The organism is Streptomyces sp. QH1-20, from assembly GCF_041283565.1.
Lineage (GTDB): Bacteria > Actinomycetota > Actinomycetes > Streptomycetales > Streptomycetaceae > Streptomyces > Streptomyces syringius.
The window spans coordinates 5,022,090-5,040,813 of sequence record NZ_CP166299.1 but is presented as its reverse complement, the minus strand read 5'-3'; the positions used below and the strand labels follow the sequence as shown (position 1 = coordinate 5,040,813).

Sequence of the window (18,724 nt, the reverse complement as noted above, 5' to 3'; positions counted from 1 at the left end):
ATGGCCTTCTGAGACTGTTCAGGAGGCCATCCATGTACGAGCCGATCCGTACCAAATCGGTCCACACCATGGCCGAGACCCGTGTGAACCGCGGTCCGCACCGCTCCCGCGAGGAGGAGCTGGACATCCGGCTGGCCGGGCATCTGACCGCGCTGCTGACCGTCACCGACGAGCTGCGCGCGCTCACGCCCGACGCCTCGCTGGACGACGCGGCGCGTCGGCTCGCCGAGCGGGTGGCGCGGCTGAGCGGCGGACACCCGCCGCTGCGGGCCATGCCGTCGGCCGGCACCTCCGCCTGGACGGCCTCCCGGGTCGCGTCGCTGCACCAGCGCGCGCACACCCTCGCCGGGCAGGCCCTGGTGGTCGCCACGTCCCGCGGTGACGTCGCCGGCTCGGCGCTGGCCGCCGAGCGGCTGCGCGCCCACGCGACGACGCTCGGCATCGCCGAAGCGGCCTGACGCCCCCTGCGGCCGTGCTTCCCCTCGCCTCGCGTGCGTACGCCCATGGGCCCGGTCCGAGACAGGTCGGACCGGGCCCCCGGGGGTGTGCGGGGAGCGATCAGCCCAGGCGCTGGACCAGCGCGCGGTACTCGTCCCACAGCTCCGGCGGGGTGTGGTCACCGAAGGTGTTGAGGTGCTCGGGCACCAGAGCTGCCTCCTCGCGCCACACCTCCTTGTCGACCGTGAGCAGCAGATCGAGGTCGGCGTCGCTGATCTCCAGGCCGTCGGTGTCGAGGGCCGCACGCGTCGGCAGCACGCCGATCGGGGTCTCGACGCCGTCCGCCTTGCCCTCCAGGCGCTCCACGATCCACTTCAGCACCCGGCCGTTCTCGCCGAAGCCCGGCCACACGAAGCGGCCCTCCGCGTCCTTGCGGAACCAGTTGACGTAGTAGATCTTCGGGAGCTTCGCGGCATCTCCCTTGCGTGCGGCGTCCTGGCCGACCTTGACCCAGTGGCCCATGTAGTCGCCCATGTTGTACCCGCAGAAGGGGAGCATGGCGAACGGGTCGCGGCGCAACTCGCCGACCTTGCCCTCGGCGGCGGCGGTCTTCTCGGAGGCGACGTTGGCCCCGAGGAAGACGCCGTGCTGCCAGTCGAAGGACTCCGTCACCAGCGGCACGGCCGAGGCGCGGCGGCCACCGAAGAGGATCGCCGAGATCGGCACGCCCTTGGGGTCCTCCCACTCGGGCGCGATGATCGGGCACTGGGAGGCGGGGGTGGTGAAGCGGGCGTTGGGGTGGGCGGCCGGGGTCCCGCTCGCCGGGGTCCAGTCGTTGCCCTTCCAGTCCGTCAGATGCGCGGGCTGCTCCTCCGTCATGCCCTCCCACCAGACGTCGTTGTCGTCGGTGAGGGCGACGTTGGTGAAGACCGAGTTGCCCCAGAGGGTCTTCATGGCGTTGGCGTTGGTGCTCTCGCCGGTGCCGGGGGCGACACCGAAGAAGCCGGCCTCGGGGTTGATGGCGTAGAGACGGCCGTCCTCGCCGAAGCGCATCCAGGCGATGTCGTCGCCGATGGTCTCCACGGTCCAACCGGAGATGGTCGGCTCCAGCATGGCGAGGTTGGTCTTGCCACAGGCGGAGGGGAAGGCGGCGGCGACGTACTTGGACTCACCGACGGGCGGGGTGAGCTTCAGGATGAGCATGTGCTCGGCCAGCCAGCCCTCGTCGCGGGCCATGACAGAGGCGATGCGCAGGGCGTAGCACTTCTTGCCCAGCAGGGCGTTGCCGCCGTAGCCGGAGCCGTAGGACCAGATCTCGCGGTCCTCGGGGAAGTGCGAGATGTACTTGGTGCTGCTGCACGGCCACGGGACGTCGGCCTCGCCCTCGGCCAGCGGGGCACCGAGGGTGTGCACGGCCTTGACGAAGAAGCCGTCGGAGCCGAGCTCGTCGAGGACGGGGCGGCCCATCCGGGTCATGGTGCGCATCGAGACGGCGACGTACGCCGAGTCGGTGATCTCGACGCCGATCGCGGACAGCGGCGAGCCGAGCGGCCCCATGCAGAACGGCACGACGTACATGGTGCGGCCGCGCATCGAGCCGCGGAAGATGCCCTGCTCACCGGAGAAGATCTCCCGCATCTCGGCCGGGGCCTTCCAGTGGTTGGTCGGGCCCGCGTCCTCCTCCTTCTCGGAGCAGATGAAGGTGCGGTCCTCGACGCGCGCGACGTCGCTGGGGTCGGAGGCGGCGTAGTAGGAGTTCGGGCGCTTGACCGGGTCGAGCTTCTTGAAGGTGCCCTTGGCGACGAGCTCCTCGCACAGGCGCTCGTACTCGGCTTCCGAACCGTCGCACCAGACCACCTGGGCCGGCTCGGTGAGGGCGGCGATCTCGTCGACCCAGGAGAGAAGCTCCTGGTGGTTGGTGAGGCTGGTGGGAGCCGCATTGCTGCGCGCCACGATCGCTCCGTCCCGCCGGAACCGCGGTGCCCGGCGTCAGATGTTGAGGATGGAACGGACCTTGCCTTCTGACCGTTCTGCCGGCGAAGTCCGCTTCGTGATGGTTGCCCCTTGGGAGCTGCGACCCAGACGCTTCGTGACCGCTCATCCGGTGCCGCCCGCACTCATTTGATCATCCGACTCCTCCAGCGATCTGTCCAGGGGGCGCCCCCGTGACCATCGCCACGTGATACCGGTCCGTAACCTACGGTGGCGTAGGTAGCATGTCGGGCATGACATCCGCGCCCGACGCAGCGCACAGCGCGCCCCTCGCTCCCGCCGGCGCCGCGACCGCCGTACTCCCCGACGACGCGCCGCTCGCCCCGGCGATTCCGGTCAAGCCGCGCCTGCGCGGCTGGCTGCACGCCGGCATGTTTCCCGCCGTCCTGATCGCCGGCGTCTTCCTGACCGCCCTGGCCGACAGCACCCGCGGCCGGATCGCCTGCGCGGTCTACGTCCTCACCGCGTGCCTGCTGTTCGGCATCAGCGCGCTCTACCACCGGGGCGACTGGAGCCCGCGCGTCAGCGGCCTGCTGCGCCGCCTCGACCACGCGAACATCTTCCTGATCATCGCCGGCACCTATACGCCGCTGACCATGCTGCTGGTGCCCGGCGGCCGGGGTCAGGCACTGCTGTGGGCGGTCTGGGCGGCCGCCGTGGCCGGCATCGTCTTCCGGGTCTTCTGGGTCGGTGCTCCGCGCTGGCTCTACACCCCCTGCTACATCGCCATGGGCTGGGCCGCCGTCTTCTTCCTGCCGGACTTCCTGCGCAAGGGCGGCATCGCCGTGCTCGTCTGCGTGATCGTCGGCGGACTGCTCTACAGCGTGGGCGGCGTGATCTACGGCATCAAGCGCCCCAACCCGTCACCGCGGTGGTTCGGCTTCCACGAGGTCTTCCACTCACTCACGCTGGCGGCCTTCGTCGTGCACTACGTGGGGATCTCTCTGGTGGCCTATTCGCACGCCTGAGACACCCGGCGCGAGACGCGCCTGTCGGCTCCTTCGCGGTGGCCGTGGCCTCGATGCCACGGCCACTCGCCATGTCAGGGCACCGACACCCGCCAGGACCACGGCCAGCACCGCGATCTCACCCGCCACCAGGAAGCCTCCGACGCATAACGCCGCGACCAGCGTGGCCATCAGCTTCGCGACGACACCTATCAGCATGTCCCCTCCGATCGTCACCGAGTGAACCCTTGCCCTCCACTCAGCGTGACACACCCCACTGACAATCAGCGTGCCATCACGACAGCGGGATTGAGGGCCGCATGCCGGTGAAAGCTGCCTTCCTTCCGCACCAACTCCCGCACGCGGACGCTGTGGTCCCTCAAAACACACATGCCTGAGAATGCTCTTCATGGCCTCAGCTCAGACATCGTCCGCGACGCAGCCCCAGCCCAGGCTCGGGCTGCGCGAGCGGAAGAAGATCCAGACCCGGCAGGCGATCCGCCGCGCGGCCTACCGGCTCTTCGAGAGGCAGGGGTACGACGCGACACCGGTCGACCAGATCGCGGAGGCCGCCGACGTCTCCCCCAGCACCGTGTTCCGGTACTTCCCGACCAAGGAAGACCTCGTCCTCACCGACGAGTACGACCGCGTCGTGGAAGCCGCGATCAGGGCCCGCCCGCCGCATGAGTCACCGCTGGAAGCCGTCCGGCACGGCGTCATGGACGCCCTGCGCCACACCATCGAAAACGACATCACCGAACTCATGCAGCGCACCAGACTCATGAGGGCGGTCCCCGCGCTGCGCGGCAGACGGGCGGAGGGCACGGCGGAGTCCTCCCGCATGCTCCGCGTGGTGCTGGCGGAGCGTACGGGACGCCACCCGGACGACCTGGAGCTGCGGGTCGCCGCCGTGGCGATCCTCGCGGCGATACAGGAGGCCATGATGACGTGGGTGGACCGCGGTCAGGGCGAGGACCTGATGGCGATCATCGGCCGCGGCCTGGACGTACTGGCGCGCGGCCTGGCTCTCTGACCCACGCCCTCGGGGCCGCCCGCCGCCTCACTCCTGTCCCGACAACTGCTCCTGAAGGATCTCGGGGTCGGACGTCGGCGCGTCACAGGTGAAGTGGCGGCACACATAGGCGGCCGGACGGGCGTCGACCAGCGAACGACCGGCCAGCAGCGGGACCTCCACCTGCTCTCCCTCCGCGCCCGACGGCGGCTCGCCCACCGCGACGACCAGACCGGGCGCCGTGGACAGCAGGGCGGTGCGGTGCAGCGCACCGGTGGAGGGGTGGTCGTGCGGGCCGACGACGGCGACCTCGCGGGGGCCGTCCAGCAGCGCCTCCGTCACGGCCAGACCCCAGCTGATGAAGCGGGGGACCTTCGGGCCGAGCACCCGCACCACGCCGAGCGCGCGCTCCGCCGCCTCCCGGTGCGGGGAGCTGCCGGTGTAGGCGGCGTAGGACAGCAGCGCCCCGGCGGCCGCCGTCCATCCGGAGGGGGTGGCGTTGTCCGTGGGGTCCTGCGGGCGGCGGATGAGGGCCTCGGCATCGTCGGCGGTGTCGTACAACGAGCCGTTCGGGGCGGTGAAGTGCACCAGGACGGTGTCCAGGAGCAGCCCCGCGAAGTCGACCCACACCCCTTCGCCGGTGACACCGGAGAGCGCGAGGAATCCCTCGGCCACGTCGGCGTAGTCCTCCAGGACGCCGGCGTTGGCGCCCGCGACACCGTCGAGGGAGGTGCGGAACAGCCGCCCCTGCCAGTCCATGTGGGTGCGTACGAGCAGGTCCGCGGCGTCCGTCGCGGCCTGGACGAGATCGGGGCGGTCGAAGTAGGCGCCGGTCTCGGCGAGCGCGGCGATGGCCAGTCCGTTCCAGGCGGCCACGACCTTGTCGTCACGGCCGGGCCGCGGCCGCTCCGCGCGTGCCGCGAGCAAGCGGGCCCGTACGGACGCGATCTTCCCCGCTTCCATGAGCTGCTCGGTGTCGGGAAGCTGAAGGACGGAGGCGCCTTCCTCGAAGGTGCCGTCCTCGGTGACCCCGAAGTGGGACGCGGCGAGCGCCGCGTCCTGCTCCCCCAGTACCTCCCGCAGCTGGGCGGGGGTCCAGACGTAGTAGGCGCCCTCGACGTGCTTGCCGCTCACGTCGCCCGGCACCGCGCTGTCGGCGTCCAGCGCGGAGGCGAATCCGCCCTGCTCGGTGCGCATTTCGCGCACCAGGAAGTCGGCGGTCTCCAGAGCCACCCGCCGGGCGAGCTCGGAGCCGGTGGCACGCCACAGGTGCGCGTAGACCCGGCACAGCAGGGCGTTGTCGTACAGCATCTTCTCGAAGTGCGGCACGACCCAGGAGGCGTCGACGGAATACCGCGCGAAGCCGCCGCCGAGCTGGTCGTAGATCCCGCCGCGGGCCATCGCCTCGCAGGTGGCCTGGGCCATCTGGAGGGCGGCCGTCGAACCGGTGCGCGCGTGGTGGCGCAGCAGGAACTCCAGCGTCATGGACGGCGGGAACTTCGGCGCGCCGCCGAAGCCGCCGCGCACGGCGTCGAAATCGCGGGTCAGCCCCATCAGGGCCTTGTGCGGGTCCTCGACGGTCGGCGGCTGGGGTGCGGCCGGGCCGCCGTCTTCCGCGGTCGGCACGCCGAAGGCCAGGGTGCGCTCGGACAGCTCCCGCACGATCCGGCCGGCGACCTCCCCGACCTCCTCGCGGCGGTCGGTCCACGCGACCTTGATCCCCTCCAGCACCTGCCGGAACGACGGCATGCCGTGCTTGGGGGCGGGCGGGAAGTACGTGCCGAAGTAGAAGGGCTCGGCCTCAGGCGTGAGGAAGACCGTCATCGGCCAGCCGCCCTGACCGGTGGCGGCCTGGACGGCCTCCATGTACACCGCGTCGATGTCCGGCCGCTCCTCGCGGTCGACCTTGACGGACACGAAGTGCTCGTTGAGGAAACCGGCGGTCGACTCGTCCTCGAACGACTCGTGCGCCATGACGTGACACCAGTGAATCAACAGAAGCCGTAAGTGGCAGGACGCATACCCCACACTCAAGAGGATGGGTACGTCCCGCCGCTTCGCTTCTGTCATCGCCTCCTCTCCCCATGGCCACCAGTCCACTGGATTGGAGGCGTGCTGGAGCAGATAAGGCGACTGGGAGTTGGCCAGTCGATTCATATCGGCATCGTCGCACGATCCGGAGCGTCCGGCCCTGCAATCGAGGGCCGGATCCGGAAGTAATGAGCAGCACACGGGCCGTAAGGCGAGGCGCCGAGCCGTCAGGCGGCCTGGACGGCGACGGTGCACAGGCGCTTGGTGGCCCGGGTCAGGGCCACGTACAAGTCCCTTTCCCCACCGGGGCGGGTCGTGATGATTTCCTCGGGGTTCATGACGACGACCCCGTCGAATTCCAGGCCGCGTGCTTCGGACGCCGGCACGATGCGTGCGTGGTGGGCGACGCCCTGGGCCGTCAGCTCGCTCACCCTGCTGTCCGCGCAGATCACTCCCAGCAGCTCTCCCGGGTGTGCGGTGCTCTGGGCGCGGAGTTCCTGAACGACGGCGGTGACCAACCCGTCCGGAGGTGCGGTCACGGTGCGAGGGCTCTCACCGCTTCGCAGTGACCGTGTGGGCTTCTGGTCCGGATCGATCCGCGCGAGCAGGCCCCGGACGCTCTCCAGAATCTCCTGCGTCGTGCGGTAGCTGACGGTCAGGTTGTGCAGGGTGAACCGCGGTCCGACATGCGGGCTCAGCGCTTCCTTCCAGTCGCGTGCTGTCGCGACCGGCCCTGCCTGGGCGAAGTCACCCACCAGCGTCATCGCCCTTGACGGGCAGCGGCGGACGATCATCCGCCACTGCATGGCGGTCAGTTCCTGCGCCTCGTCGACGACGACGTGCCCGTACGTCCGCTCGGGGGGTCCGTCGACCAGGCTCGCCGCCTCGTCCAGCAGCGGCACATCGGCATCGGTCCACGGGTCGTCCGGACCGCGCAGCAGAAGGGGGCGCTCCTGCGCGGTCAGGCGGGGCAGGAGCTCGGCGAGAGCGTCGGCGTTCGTCAGGAGCGCCTGCACGAGATCACCGGGTACCAGCCGCGGCCACAACCCCTCGACCGCCCGGTCGACGCCGGCGTCGTCGAGGAGGTCGGCTCGGATGGCGTCCAGGTCCAGCTCGTGGACCGGACCCGGGTCGGCCGCACCTTCGGCACGGCGCCGGGCGGCTCCCGTGAACCGGTCGAGGTTGATACCCGTCATCCTTTCGGCATCGGCGTCGATCTGCTCCAGGAGGTCGCCCATGTCTCGTCGCATCGCGTCGGTGACGGCGTCGGCCAGGAGCTCTTTGAACACCTGGCGCGCGGGGTTGTGCCCCATGACGGCTGCCACGGCGGCGTCGCGTGCCGCGGCCACTTCCTCGCCGGAGAGGTGAACCAGCTCCTGTCCGACCCGCACGGTGAAGTCACCGGCGGGGGCTTGGTGGACGCGCAGCAGGCCGGCCAAGGCGTCGGCGAGGTCGGCGCTGCCCTTCAGACGTGCCGTATCGAACGGTCCCACCGTGTCCGTGAACACTCCGGCCAGTTCCCGGCAGGTCGCCAGAACGACGTCGTTCTCTCCGAGCGAGGGAAGGACCTGGGAGATGTAGTCGAGGAACCGAGCGTTGGGGCCCACCACCAGGACGCCCTCCTCCGCGGCGCGCGGGAACGCGTACAGGACATAGGCCGCCCGGTGCAGGGCGACCACCGTCTTGCCGGTGCCGGGCCCGCCCTGCACCACGGTCACCCCGCGGTGGGCGGAGCGGACGATCTCGTCCTGCTCGGCCTGCAGCGTCGCGACGGCCGCGTGCATCCTGCCCGTACGCCGTGCCGACAGAGCCTCGGTCAACGGGCCGTCCCCCACGACGTCCTCGTCGGTCGGGGCGGTGCCGTCCAGCAGTTCGTCGCTCACCGAGATGACCGTGCGCTCCTCCAGACGCAGGTGCCGGCGCCGCCGCAGGCCCATCGGGTGGACCGGTGTCGCCTCGTAGAAGGGCCGCGCCGCGTTCGCACGCCAGTCAACGAGCAGAGGCAGATCGTCCTCTTCCGTATGCAGTCCGATCCGCCCGATGCGCAGGGCCATGCCGTCCGTCCAGTCGATGCGACCGAAGACCAGCCCCTTTTCGGCGCCCTCCAGCCGACTGATTTCCTTGGCCAGACCCTCGGCAGCGATTTCTCTCTCGTATGCCTCGCCGGCGCTTTCCGCCGGGGCCTTCAGCACCCTCGCTCGCTGTATTCGCGCCTCGGAAATCCGCTCGGTGAGCAACTCGTACAAGGAGGACACATAATTCTGCTCCGCTTCAACCGCGCGCCCAACGGGATCATTGATTTTCGACAACAGGGGTCTCCCCATCACGCGGTGGATCGAGGCTCGGGGCTGCGGGTCTCTTCGTGGTCCGGCTCCGGTGTCGGACCCTTCTTCTTTCCGGCAGCAGGCAAGGCGATGAGCAGCACAGCCGCCCCGAGGAGTACGACGGCCGCGATCCAGCCCGCGCCGACGTGCATCGCGTGGATAAACGCCTGATCAGCGGCCTGGGCAAGAGAGGGCCTGTGGACGGTGGCGGCGACGTGGCGGGCCTGTTCGGCGGAAACTCTCACCTGATCCCGTACCGGCCCGGACGCACCCTCCAGTGAAGGTTCGATCGCACGGCGGTACATGATCGACATGATCGTGCCGCCCACCGCGATTCCGATCACGCTGCCGGTTTGTCGCACGGTGTTGGTGACGGCCGATCCCGCACCAGCCTGTTCCAACGGCAGATCGCTGATCAATGCGGCGGTAACGGGGCCGATCACCATGCCGACCGAGAGGCCCTGTACCGACAGGAGGATCTCGATCCAGACGAGTGGAGTTTGCAGTCCGAGGAACGCGTACCCACCCATGGTCAGCGCGGCCATGGTCAGCGCCGGCACGGTGACAAGGCGTAGCGGCAGACGGCGAACCAGGCGCGAGGCAAGGGGCGCCGCCGCGAGCGCGCCGAGTGCGGTCGGGATATTGGCCAAGCCCGCCTTCATCGGCGAAAATCCGAGCGCGCCTTGCAGATAGAACGCGTTGTAGAAGGTGATGGCGGCCACGCCGAAGAGCAGCAATCCGAGCGCCGCATTGCCGCCACCGAATGTGCGTTGCGCGAACAGTCGCGGATCGAAGCTGGGCACCTTGAGGCGCAGTTCGACGAGTACGAAAACGGTCAGCAGAACCAGGCCGACAACGATCGGCGCCCACACGTCGGTACGACTCCACGCCGCCACCTGTCCCGCCCGGATCAGCCCGTAGGCCAACGCCACGAGCCCACTGATCGACAGCAGCATTCCAGCGGGGTCCAGTGGCCGCGGAGTGGGGCTGCGGAAATTCGGGACCAGCACGGCAAGCCCGGCCAACGCCAATGCCGCGACCGGAACATTGATCAGAAATACCGAGCCCCACCAGAAATGATCGAGCAGGAATCCCGCCAGCACCGGGCCGGCAGCCATTCCGACACCGGCCGATGTCGAGAAAATGCCGATCGCGGCAGCCCGCGCGGGGCCGGTGAAGGTCCACATAAGGATGGCCATCATGGCGGGCGTGATCAGCGCACTGCCCACCCCCATCGCAGCCCGAGCCGCGATCAGCTGGCCCGCATCGCTTGCGTACGCCGACCACAGCGAGGAACCGGCGAAGATCACCAGCCCACTGGAAAACACAGTCCGGTGACCGAACCGATCACCCAACGCGCCTGCGGTGAACATCAATGTGGCGAAGGCCAGAGTGTACGAACCGGTCGCCCATTGCAGCTGACCGGGATCGGCCCCCAGTCCACGGACCGGGTCCGCAAGGGTCTCCAGCGTGGTGCTCAGGACGGTATTTTCCATCCATATCAGCAGTGAGCACAGCATGAGAATGGCAAGGATCAACTGCTGCCTGGACTTCGGTAATGCCAGAGGCGCGGCCATGTACACCTTCGGATATCGATCGGCGGGAACTTGACCGACTGGAATATAGGCAGGCTCCACAACGCTGTCAAGCTTCGGAATTCTCGCCAAAACCATTGCGGCCGAGCGAACCATATGCCTCTGCCAGATTTGCGGACTGGGCACTTTTATGCCTCTGACGGATTTGTGAGGTGAAGGAATTCACGTCCGGAGGATTGCGGCTGAGCGGATTTCATGCCTCGGTGAGCCGGCGCACCGCGTCGCCCGCCGCCACGCCCCGGCACTCCCTCGGTCGGCTCCCTGGCATCACCGGCGACCAGCAGCCAGTCGTCGGGGCCGCCGTCGGCCGCCGTCAGCCGCAGGTTCTCCGCGGTCTCCGGTGCGTTGTCCACAGGTGCGGTCGGCCGGTTATCCACAGGGCTGCCGGAAATCTTGTCCAGGCGGAACACTTGGGGTGCACACGTGAGGCACAGAGCAATCGCTGGTGAGGGGGAAGCACATGCCGGGTTCGCTGGCCGTGTTGCGAGAGGTCCACCGCACGGATGTCGAGGGCTTGTTGGGGCGCGCCGTGGAGGAGGAGGTGCGCCGTTCGGGTGGCCGGGCCGACGGCGTGGCGTTGCTGCGCCGGGCGCGCGAGGAGCTCGATGCCATAGCGGCCACGGCGGCCGAGGAGTACGGCGCGTATGTACGTGCCCTCGATGAGGAGGCGGTGTCGGAACGGCCGCTGACGGCCCGTCTGTCACGTGCCTCGCTCAGCACTCCGCTGCTGGTCACGGCCGTGGCGGCGGCGACGGCGTTCGGTGTCGACCTGGGGTACGGGACATCGGCCGGGACCGCGCTCGGCACGGGGGCCTTGGTGGCCGTGGCGGGCTCGGCCGCCACCCTCCTCAAGCTGACGGCCGGGCACTGGCCGGCCGCGCACCGGCGGGCGGGCTTGCGGGGGCAGCCCGGCGGCGCCGAGCAGTTGCGTCTGCAGTGGCTGACGGCGGTGGAGGTGCGCGGGATCCGCCCGTTCCTGGACCAGCAGCGCATCCTGTCGGCGGCGACCCGCGCCAACGGCACGGGTGGGCAGCCGAGCACGGAGACCGTGGGCCACGACCCGCTGCGACGGGGCACGGACCGCAGTGCCGCCGCCTTGCGGCGCAGCGTGCTGGAGCAGTCCTTCGATCACCTGCCGGCCCCGGACGGCCTGTTCGCGGGGCGCAGAGCGCAGATCACACAGATCGCCCAATGGGTCCATCAGGCGCGGGCGAGCACGGAGACCAGACCGACGGTCGTCCTGCTGTACGGGCCGCCCGGGTCCGGGCGTTCGACGCTCGCGGTGCGGGCCGCCCACCATCTGCGCGACCAGTTCCGGGGCGCGTGCGTGGTCGATCTGCGCGGGGAGACCCAGGGCGCGCCACCCCTGCCGACCCGGGACGCGCTGCTCCATCTGCTCAACAGGCTGGGCGCGCCGCGCGATCAGCTGCTGTTCCGGGAGCGCTCCCCTCAGGAGCGGCATCTGCGGCGGCTGTCCGAGCTCTACCACCAGCACCTCACGGGGCTGCCGGTGACGGTGGTCCTGGAGGACGCCTCGGACGCGGAGCAGATCCGCACGCTGATCCCGGAGCGCTCCGACAGCCTGGTGCTGATCACGGCCCGCGCTCCGTTGCCCCTGCCCCCGGACCTGGTGGCCTGGGTGCACGAGCTGCCGGTCGAGCCGCTGGACGAGGCGGGCGCGGCGGAGCTGCTGCGTTCGGCGGCCGAGGAATCTCCCCCGGTCGCCGCCCCGACAGGCCCCGAGGGGCCCGGGGAGTACGCCGGTCCGGTCGCCGCCGGGTCGCAGGACGCCGGCCTGGAGGGCGCCGGGCCGGAGGACGAGAAGGCCCTGGCCCGGGTGAGGGAGCTGTGCGGTGGACTGCCGCTCGCCCTGCGCGTGGCGGGCTCCTCGCTGGGATCACGCAGCGCGCAGTCGCTGGCGGCGGATCTGGAGGCGCACAGCACCACCGACCCGGTGGAGCGGGCCTTGCGACTGCGCTACGCCGACCAGGAGGACAGCGCCCGTCGGCTGCTGCGCCGGCTGGCGCTGGCGGGGCGGGCCTCGCTCGGGGCGGCCGCCGCGGCGGCGCTGCTGGGGACGGACGAGCAGGAGGCAGCCCATCAGCTGACGGCACTCGCCCGGGCCGGGCTGATCGAGAACGTACGCGCCAACCGGTACCGGATGCACGACCTCGTCCGGGACTTCGCCCACGTCCGGCTGCTCGACGAGGAGGAGCCGGGCGAGCGGGCGGCGGCGCAGGAACGGCTGATCCGCAGCTACGCGGAGCTGGCCGACACGGTGATCCGCATGGTCGACGGCAAGACCTCGACCCGGGCGGACATGTTCACCCAGGGCGCCGCCGGGGGCCACGGCTTCTCCTCACTGGCCGCGGCACTGCGCTGGCTGGACGACGAGTCGAGTTTCATCACCGCGGCGCTGCGCCACGCGGAGGGCGTCGACCAGGCGGCGGTGCTGCATCTGCTGGGCGCCCTGTGCGACTACTGCCTGCTGCGCGGCGATCTCTACCGGCTGGGTGAGCTGAGTGAGCTGACACAGGCCACGGACCGGGGCCTGCTGTCGCGTTCGGTGCAGTGGCGCACGGGTGTCGCCGCCCGGCAGCTGGGCGAGCTGGACAAGTCCCGTACGACCCTGTCCTCCGTCGTCGATCTGTACTTCGACGCCCAGCATCCGGCGGGGGCCGCCCGGGCGCTGCGCGACCTGGGTGTCACCTTGCAGCATCAGGGCAATCTCCAGGAGGCGGCGGTGAAGCTCCGGGAGGCGCTGGAGCTCCAGTCCGCGCCGGAGCTGAGCGGGGACCGGGCCTGGACCATGCACGCCCTGGCGGCGGTCGAGCGGGACCGGGCACGGATAGCGCCGGCGCTCGACCTGCTGAACGAGGCACTGGAGCTGCACCGGCGGAGCGAGAGCGTGCACGGCCAGGCGTGGGCGCACTTCCAGCTCGGCCAGGTGCGGCTGCGGATGGGCCAGGTGACGCGCGCGGAGGCCGAGCTCCGCGAGGCCCTGGAGAGCTACGGGCGGACGCGGGACAGCCGCGGTGAGGCCTGGGCCCTGACCCAGCTGGCGCGGGCCCGCCTGGTGGCCGGGGATCCGGCTCGGGCGGCGGATCAGCTGCGGCGGGCGACGGCCCGCCACCGGGAGAACGAGGACGCGCGCGGCGAGGCCTGGTCGCTGTACTACCTGGGCCAGTCGCTGGAGGAGTGCGGGGACCAGGCGGCGGCAGTGCGGGCCCTGGAGCGGGCGCGCACGATGTTCAACCGGATGCGGGACAGCTACGGCCTGGCCTGCGCCCGGCACCACTCGGGGCGGGTCACCCGTGATCAGCGGGCGGCGCAGACGGGTGGGCTGCGCAACAGCGGATTCGCCCGGCAGTTGCTGCAGGACGCCCGGACGGACTTCCGTCGGCTGGCCGTCCCGCACGGCGAGGCGTGGTCCTGCATGGAGCTGGCGGTGATCGACGCGGGCAATGGCCGCGCGGTGCAGGCCCTGACGCTGCTGGAGGAGGCGGCGCGGCTGTTCGCGGAGTACGGCGACCGGCGCGGTGGGAGCTGGGCCCGGTTCCTGCGCTGCACGCTGCTGCCGTACGCCTCGCCGGGAGGCGCGGTGGTGGGGGCGGCGGTGGCCGAGGAGGAGCTGGCCGCGCTCCTGCGCGAGCTGCGGGACGCCGACTGGGCGGGCGACCCGGCTCTGGAGGACTACGTGGAGGCGTACGCCGTGATGCTGGAGAGAGGCGCCTCGCCGGAGACGGGATGGCCGGCATGGCGGCTCGGCATGGTGCCGAACCGCCGGGCCCGCGAGGTCATGGCGGTGCTGCCGCGGGAGGCCTGAGCCACCCGCGGCAGGTTGTGCGACCAGGAGCCGGGGCGCGGACCGAGGCGTCGTCCGGGCATGCCGAACTCACCCACCGGTCGGCCGGTCGCCCGTCGGGCGACCGGCGTCACCGGTCGGAGTGGCCGAGCCGGCCGGTCAGGTGGCGGGCTCACCCTTGGGCGCGGCGCCCTTGGTCACGGTGGTGGTGGTCCGGGCAGCCTTGCCGCCCGAGCCCGTACCACCCTGCTCCGGGCTCGCCGGGGTCTCCTCGAAGTCCACCTTCTTCATGTGCTTGTTCATGCTCTTCATCAGCAGCCATACGGCGCCACCGATGAGGGCGAAGACGATGAAACCGAGCACACCGGGAGTGACCTTGTTCTTGTCCAGCTCGTCGGCGGCGAACGGCACCAGGTGGGTGGCGGCGAGGGAAGCGGTCGCGCTCATCATGGGGTCAATTGTTGCGGATGCCCGCGAAGAGGTCGTCCTCGGGGAGGGAAGTGCCGACGCGGGACTTCGCCAGCTCGTACTCCTCGGTCGGCCAGACCTCCCGCTGGAGGTCCAGCGGCACGCGGAACCAGCCGCCGTCCGGGTCGATCTGCGTGGCGTGCGCGATCAGCGCCTTGTCACGGATCTCGAAGAAGTCACCGCACGGGACGAAGGTGGTCAGGGTCCGCTCGCGACCGGCCGTGAGCCACCGCTCCAGCCACTCCCCGTACGGGGACTCCATGCCGCGCGCCAGCAGCGCCTCGTGGAGCGCCAGGGTGCGCTGCCGGTTGAAGCCCTGGTTGTAGTAGAGCTTCAGCGGCTGCCACGGCTCGCCGGCCTCGGGGTAGCGGGTCGGGTCACCGGCCGTCTCGAAGGCCAGCATCGAGATCTTGTGGGTCATGATGTGGTCGGGGTGCGGGTAGCCGCCGTTCTCGTCGTACGTGGTGATCACGTGCGGCTTGAACTCGCGGATCAGCTTCACGAGCGCGCCGGTCGCCTCCTCGACGTCCTGGAGCGCGAAGCAGCCCTCGGGCAGCGGCGGCAGCGGGTCGCCCTCGGGCAGCCCGGAGTCGACGAAGCCCAGCCACTCCTGCTTGACGCCGAGGATGTCGCGCGCCTCCGCCATCTCCTTGGCGCGGACCTCGTGGATGTGCTCCTCGATGTAGGCATCGCCTTGGAGCTTGGGGTTCAGGATGGAGCCACGCTCACCACCCGTGCAGGTGGCGACCAGCACGTCCACCCCCTCGGACACGTACTTGGCCATCGTGGCCGCGCCCTTGCTCGACTCGTCGTCGGGGTGGGCGTGAACGGCCATCAGTCGGAGCTGCTCAGTCAAGGCTCGATCCTCAGTCACTGGTCACGGGAGACGCCTCCTATAGTGACCGAAGCAGGGGTCGATTCATTCCGGCTTCCACTACCGGCCTTCCACCGGCCCCCGACCAGGAGGAAAGATCATGGCTGCGGTGCGTGACGGACTGCCCGAGGGTCGGTACGGCCGTACGGCGGACGAGCGCGCGGACCGCAAGCTGAAGATCGTCGGTGCGGTGCTGGGCACGGCGCTGCTCGGCATGGTCGGCTGGTTCGGCGTGCACTACGTCACCAAGACGGACGTCAGTGGTGAGCTCGTACGGTCGAAGTCGATGTCGGACACCACCGTTCAGGCGGTGCTGGAGGTCCGCAAGGAGAAGAACGCCACCGCGGTCTGCACCCTGCGCTCGCTGGCCGGGGACGGCTCCGAGACCGGGCGGAAGGACGTCAGGTTCGACCGCCGCGAGACCCATTTCACCGAGCTGGTCACGCTCCGTACGACCCAGTGGGCCGCCGCGACGAAACTCGAAGGCTGCACGGTCGTTTCAAACGGCTGATCGCACCGCGCTGACCTGCACTGACGCGATTCTTGCGCAGTATCGCCCGCTTGCTCCTTCCCCCTTCCCGTGCGGAATTGTTAGGCTCGTGGTTTCGCCCACCTCTGAAGGCGCACCCTTCTGAGTAGGGCGTTCATTTGTATCGCGATGTATCCCCAAGCATTCCCAGTACCGACGAGGAGCACCTGTGACCCAGACCAGCGACAACGTCACCTGGCTGACTCAGGAGGCGTACGACCAGCTCAAGGCCGAGCTGGAGTACCTGTCTGGTCCCGCTCGCACCGAGATCGCGATGAAGATCGCGGCGGCCCGCGAGGAGGGTGACCTGCGAGAGAACGGCGGGTACCACGCGGCCAAGGAGGAGCAGGGCAAGCAGGAGCTCCGTGTGCGTCAGCTCACGCAGCTGCTGGAGGCCGCGAAGGTCGGCGAGGCTCCTGCCGCGACCGGCGTGGTCGCCCCCGGCATGGTCGTGACCATCGCCTTCGACGGCGACCCGGACGACACGCTCGACTTCCTGCTCGCCTCGCGCGAGTACGCCAGCTCGGACATCGAGACGTACTCCCCCCAGTCCCCGCTGGGCACCGGCGTGAACGGCAAGAAGATCGGCGAGGACGCCGAGTACGAGCTGCCGAACGGCAAGAAGGCCAAGGTCCGCATCCTGGAGGCCAAGCCCTACCAGGCCTGATCCGAGCGCGCCCGGCCCCGGGCGTGACCGAAGAGCCCCGGACCTCATTCGAGGTCCGGGGCTCTTCGCCGTCCACCCGTTCGGGTTCTTCTCCTGCTCAAGCCGTCGCCGAGCGGTATTTACGGACCGACAGGGCGCGGAAGACGGCGATGATCACCACCGACCAGATCAGCGACGCCCACACCGGGTGCTGCATCGGCCACGCCGCCGGCACCGGATAGCCCTCAGGCAGATTGCCGAAGAGCTGCCGGGCGGCCTGCACGGTCGCGCTGAAGGGGTTCCACTCGGCGATGTAGCGCAGCGCCGTCGGCATGTTGTCGGACGGCACGAAGGCGTTCGAGATGAAGGTCAGCGGGAAGAGCCAGATCAGCCCGCCCGAGGTGGCCGCCTCCGGGGTCCGGACCGTCAGCCCGATCAGCGCGCCGATCCAGGAGAAGGCGTAGCCGAGCAGCAGAAGCAGCGCGAAGCCCGCCAGCGCCTTGAGGACGCCCTCGTGGATGCGCCACCCCACGATCACCGCGACGATCGCCAGCACCACCAGCGTCAGCGCGGTCTGGACGAGGTCGGCGAGCGTACGGCCGGTGAGGACGGCACCGCGCGCCATGGGCAGCGACCGGAAGCGGTCGATGAGCCCCTTGTGCATGTCGTCGGCGATACCGGCGCCCGCACCCGCCGTGGCGAAGGTGACGGTCTGGGCGAAGATGCCCGCCATGAGGAACTGCCGGTACGTGGAGGGATCGGTGCTGCCGCCCACCGCGATCGAGCCGCCGAACACATAGCTGAACAGCACCACGAACATGATCGGCTGGATGACCCCGAAGATGACCACTTCGGGGATGCGCGCCATGCGGATGAGATTGCGCTTGGCGACGACCAGGGAGTCCCGCCCGGACTGGACGACCCCGCCGCGCGCTCTGGGGGCCGCCGTCCCGAGGGCGGTGTTGCCGATGGTGCTCATGAGGCGGCCTCCTCGTCCTCGCGCGTCGCCCCTCCGGTCCCCGGACGACGGCGCTCCCGCTTCCCGTCCCGCGCTCCCTCGGACGCCCCTTGCGCCCCTTCCCGCGTCCCGCCGCCGTTCTCCCGTTCCTCCTCCGCCTCGGCCGCGTGGCCGGTGAGCGAGATGAAGACGTCGTCCAGCGTCGGGCGGCGGAGCCCGATGTCGTCGATCTCGATGCCCCGCCCGTCCAGCTCGCGGATGACCTCGGCGAGCAGCTTCGCGCCGCCCGAGACCGGGACGGTGACCTTGCGGGTGTGCTCCTCGATCTTGGAGCCGCCCTTGCCGAAGGACCGCAGGATCCCGTCGGCCACGGAGATGTCGCCGGGCTCGTGCACGACGACTTCGACGCGCTCCCCGCCCGTACGGGCCTTGAGCTGATCGGATGTGCCGCGCGCGATGACCCGGCCGTGGTCGACGACCGCGATGTCGTGCGCGAGGTGATCGGCTTCCTCCAGATACTGCGTGGTCAGCAGCAGGGTCGTACCGCCGGCGACCAGTTCCTGGATGACCTCCCACAACTGCTGGCGGTTGCGGGGGTCGAGCCCGGTGGTCGGCTCGTCCATGAACATCACGGGCGGGCTGACGACCAGGGCCGCCGCGAGGTCGAGGCGGCGGCGCATGCCGCCGGAGTAGGTTTTGGCGGTGCGGTCGGCGGCGTCGCCGAGATTGAAGCGCTCCAGCAGCTGTCCGGCCCGCACCTTCGCGTCCCGGGCACTCATCTGGTAGAGCTGACCGACCATCTGAAGGTTCTCGCGGCCCGTCAAATATTCGTCGACAGCGGCGAATTGGCCGGACAGACCGATGTGGCGGCGGACCTCGGTGGGGTTCTTCAGGACGTCGATGCCCGCGACGACGGCCCGTCCGCTGTTGGGTTTGATCAGGGTGGTGAGTACGCGCACTGCGGTGGTCTTGCCGGCGCCGTTGGGGCCCAGCAGTCCTAGAACGGTTCCTTCCGGAACGTCGAGATCGACGCCGTCCAGAGCCCTGACGTCGCCGAAGGTCTTGACCAGGCCTTCGGCGTAAATGGCGCCTGGCATGGAGGTTC

General features: G+C 70.1%; 14 protein-coding genes. 6 read left to right on the top strand and 8 right to left on the bottom strand.

Features of this window, described 5'->3' with window-relative positions; translation table 11 throughout:
• Window positions 1–32: 32 nt before the first annotated feature.
• On the top strand, window positions 33–458 hold the full coding sequence (locus tag AB8O64_RS22970) for a hypothetical protein (RefSeq protein ID WP_370421060.1): 426 nt from the start codon (window positions 33–35) through the stop codon (window positions 456–458).
• Window positions 459–558: 100 nt separating this feature from the next.
• Here the strand turns inward: AB8O64_RS22970 and AB8O64_RS22965 are convergent, their stop codons facing one another.
• Window positions 559–2,391, bottom strand: coding sequence for a phosphoenolpyruvate carboxykinase (GTP) (locus tag AB8O64_RS22965; RefSeq protein WP_370421059.1), 1,833 nt, complete (start codon window positions 2,389–2,391; stop codon window positions 559–561).
• A gap of 272 nt (window positions 2,392–2,663) precedes the next feature.
• Between AB8O64_RS22965 and AB8O64_RS22960 the strand changes: the two genes are divergently transcribed.
• Both AB8O64_RS22960 and AB8O64_RS22955 read left to right on the top strand, forming a co-directional pair.
• Window positions 2,664–3,398: a hemolysin III family protein gene (locus tag AB8O64_RS22960; RefSeq protein ID WP_370421058.1), complete on the top strand. Its 735-nt coding sequence runs from the start codon at window positions 2,664–2,666 to the stop codon at window positions 3,396–3,398.
• Window positions 3,399–3,777: 379 nt separating this feature from the next.
• Entirely contained in the window at window positions 3,778–4,410 is a 633-nt protein-coding gene (locus tag AB8O64_RS22955; RefSeq protein ID WP_370421056.1) for a TetR/AcrR family transcriptional regulator, read from the top strand.
• 27 nt (window positions 4,411–4,437) lie between these two features.
• Here AB8O64_RS22955 and AB8O64_RS22950 read toward each other — a convergent pair whose 3' ends face one another.
• The 3 genes from AB8O64_RS22950 to AB8O64_RS22940 form a co-directional block, all read right to left on the bottom strand.
• Window positions 4,438–6,546, bottom strand: a complete 2,109-nt coding sequence (locus tag AB8O64_RS22950) for a thioredoxin domain-containing protein (RefSeq protein ID WP_370421055.1) — start codon at window positions 6,544–6,546, stop codon at window positions 4,438–4,440.
• Window positions 6,547–6,647: 101 nt separating this feature from the next.
• Window positions 6,648–8,675 carry an AAA family ATPase gene (locus tag AB8O64_RS22945; protein ID WP_370421054.1) on the bottom strand — a complete coding sequence of 676 codons (2,028 nt, stop codon included), beginning with the start codon at window positions 8,673–8,675 and terminating at the stop codon, window positions 6,648–6,650.
• Window positions 8,676–8,743: 68 nt separating this feature from the next.
• Complete coding sequence (locus tag AB8O64_RS22940) at window positions 8,744–10,321, bottom strand: MFS transporter (RefSeq protein ID WP_370421053.1); 1,578 nt, start codon at window positions 10,319–10,321, stop codon at window positions 8,744–8,746.
• A 478-nt stretch (window positions 10,322–10,799) separates the two neighbouring features.
• Here AB8O64_RS22940 and AB8O64_RS22935 point away from each other — a divergent pair, with 478 nt between their 5' ends.
• A complete protein-coding gene (locus AB8O64_RS22935; RefSeq protein ID WP_370421052.1) occupies window positions 10,800–14,165 on the top strand; it encodes a tetratricopeptide repeat protein in 3,366 nt (1,121 codons plus the stop codon).
• A 138-nt stretch (window positions 14,166–14,303) separates the two neighbouring features.
• Here AB8O64_RS22935 and AB8O64_RS22930 read toward each other — a convergent pair whose 3' ends face one another.
• Both AB8O64_RS22930 and mca read right to left on the bottom strand, forming a co-directional pair.
• On the bottom strand, window positions 14,304–14,594 hold the full coding sequence (locus tag AB8O64_RS22930) for a hypothetical protein (RefSeq protein ID WP_370421050.1): 291 nt from the start codon (window positions 14,592–14,594) through the stop codon (window positions 14,304–14,306).
• A 4-nt stretch (window positions 14,595–14,598) separates the two neighbouring features.
• Entirely contained in the window at window positions 14,599–15,468 is an 870-nt protein-coding gene (gene mca, locus AB8O64_RS22925; protein WP_184733164.1) for a mycothiol conjugate amidase Mca, read from the bottom strand.
• Between the two features lie 118 nt (window positions 15,469–15,586).
• Here mca and AB8O64_RS22920 point away from each other — a divergent pair, with 118 nt between their 5' ends.
• Entirely contained in the window at window positions 15,587–15,997 is a 411-nt protein-coding gene (locus AB8O64_RS22920) for a DUF4307 domain-containing protein (RefSeq protein ID WP_356450392.1), read from the top strand.
• Between the two features lie 187 nt (window positions 15,998–16,184).
• Window positions 16,185–16,682, top strand: coding sequence for a transcription elongation factor GreA (gene greA, locus AB8O64_RS22915; RefSeq protein WP_130879623.1), 498 nt, complete (start codon window positions 16,185–16,187; stop codon window positions 16,680–16,682).
• 97 nt (window positions 16,683–16,779) lie between these two features.
• On the opposite strand, the gene AB8O64_RS22910 is transcribed toward greA, so the two are convergent.
• Together AB8O64_RS22910 and AB8O64_RS22905 are read right to left on the bottom strand one after the other, a co-directional pair.
• On the bottom strand, window positions 16,780–17,640 hold the full coding sequence (locus AB8O64_RS22910; protein WP_370421048.1) for an ABC transporter permease: 861 nt from the start codon (window positions 17,638–17,640) through the stop codon (window positions 16,780–16,782).
• Window positions 17,637–18,716 (bottom strand): ATP-binding cassette domain-containing protein, encoded by a 1,080-nt coding sequence (locus AB8O64_RS22905; protein WP_370421047.1) that lies wholly within the window; start codon window positions 18,714–18,716, stop codon window positions 17,637–17,639. Before AB8O64_RS22905 ends, AB8O64_RS22910 begins: the two co-directional genes overlap by 4 nt.
• Window positions 18,717–18,724 lie beyond the last annotated feature (8 nt).

Coding starts and splice junctions, on each gene's coding strand:
- AB8O64_RS22970 (WP_370421060.1), top strand. CDS start 33: ATGTACGAGCCGATCCGTACCAAATCGGTCCACACCATGGCCGAGACC.
- AB8O64_RS22960 (WP_370421058.1), top strand. CDS start 2,664: ATGACATCCGCGCCCGACGCAGCGCACAGCGCGCCCCTCGCTCCCGCC.
- AB8O64_RS22955 (WP_370421056.1), top strand. CDS start 3,778: ATGCTCTTCATGGCCTCAGCTCAGACATCGTCCGCGACGCAGCCCCAG.
- AB8O64_RS22950 (WP_370421055.1), bottom strand. CDS start 6,546: ATGAATCGACTGGCCAACTCCCAGTCGCCTTATCTGCTCCAGCACGCC.
- AB8O64_RS22940 (WP_370421053.1), bottom strand. CDS start 10,321: ATGGCCGCGCCTCTGGCATTACCGAAGTCCAGGCAGCAGTTGATCCTT.
- AB8O64_RS22935 (WP_370421052.1), top strand. CDS start 10,800: ATGCCGGGTTCGCTGGCCGTGTTGCGAGAGGTCCACCGCACGGATGTC.
- AB8O64_RS22930 (WP_370421050.1), bottom strand. CDS start 14,594: ATGATGAGCGCGACCGCTTCCCTCGCCGCCACCCACCTGGTGCCGTTC.
- AB8O64_RS22920 (WP_356450392.1), top strand. CDS start 15,587: ATGGCTGCGGTGCGTGACGGACTGCCCGAGGGTCGGTACGGCCGTACG.
- AB8O64_RS22910 (WP_370421048.1), bottom strand. CDS start 17,640: ATGAGCACCATCGGCAACACCGCCCTCGGGACGGCGGCCCCCAGAGCG.
- AB8O64_RS22905 (WP_370421047.1), bottom strand. CDS start 18,716: ATGCCAGGCGCCATTTACGCCGAAGGCCTGGTCAAGACCTTCGGCGAC.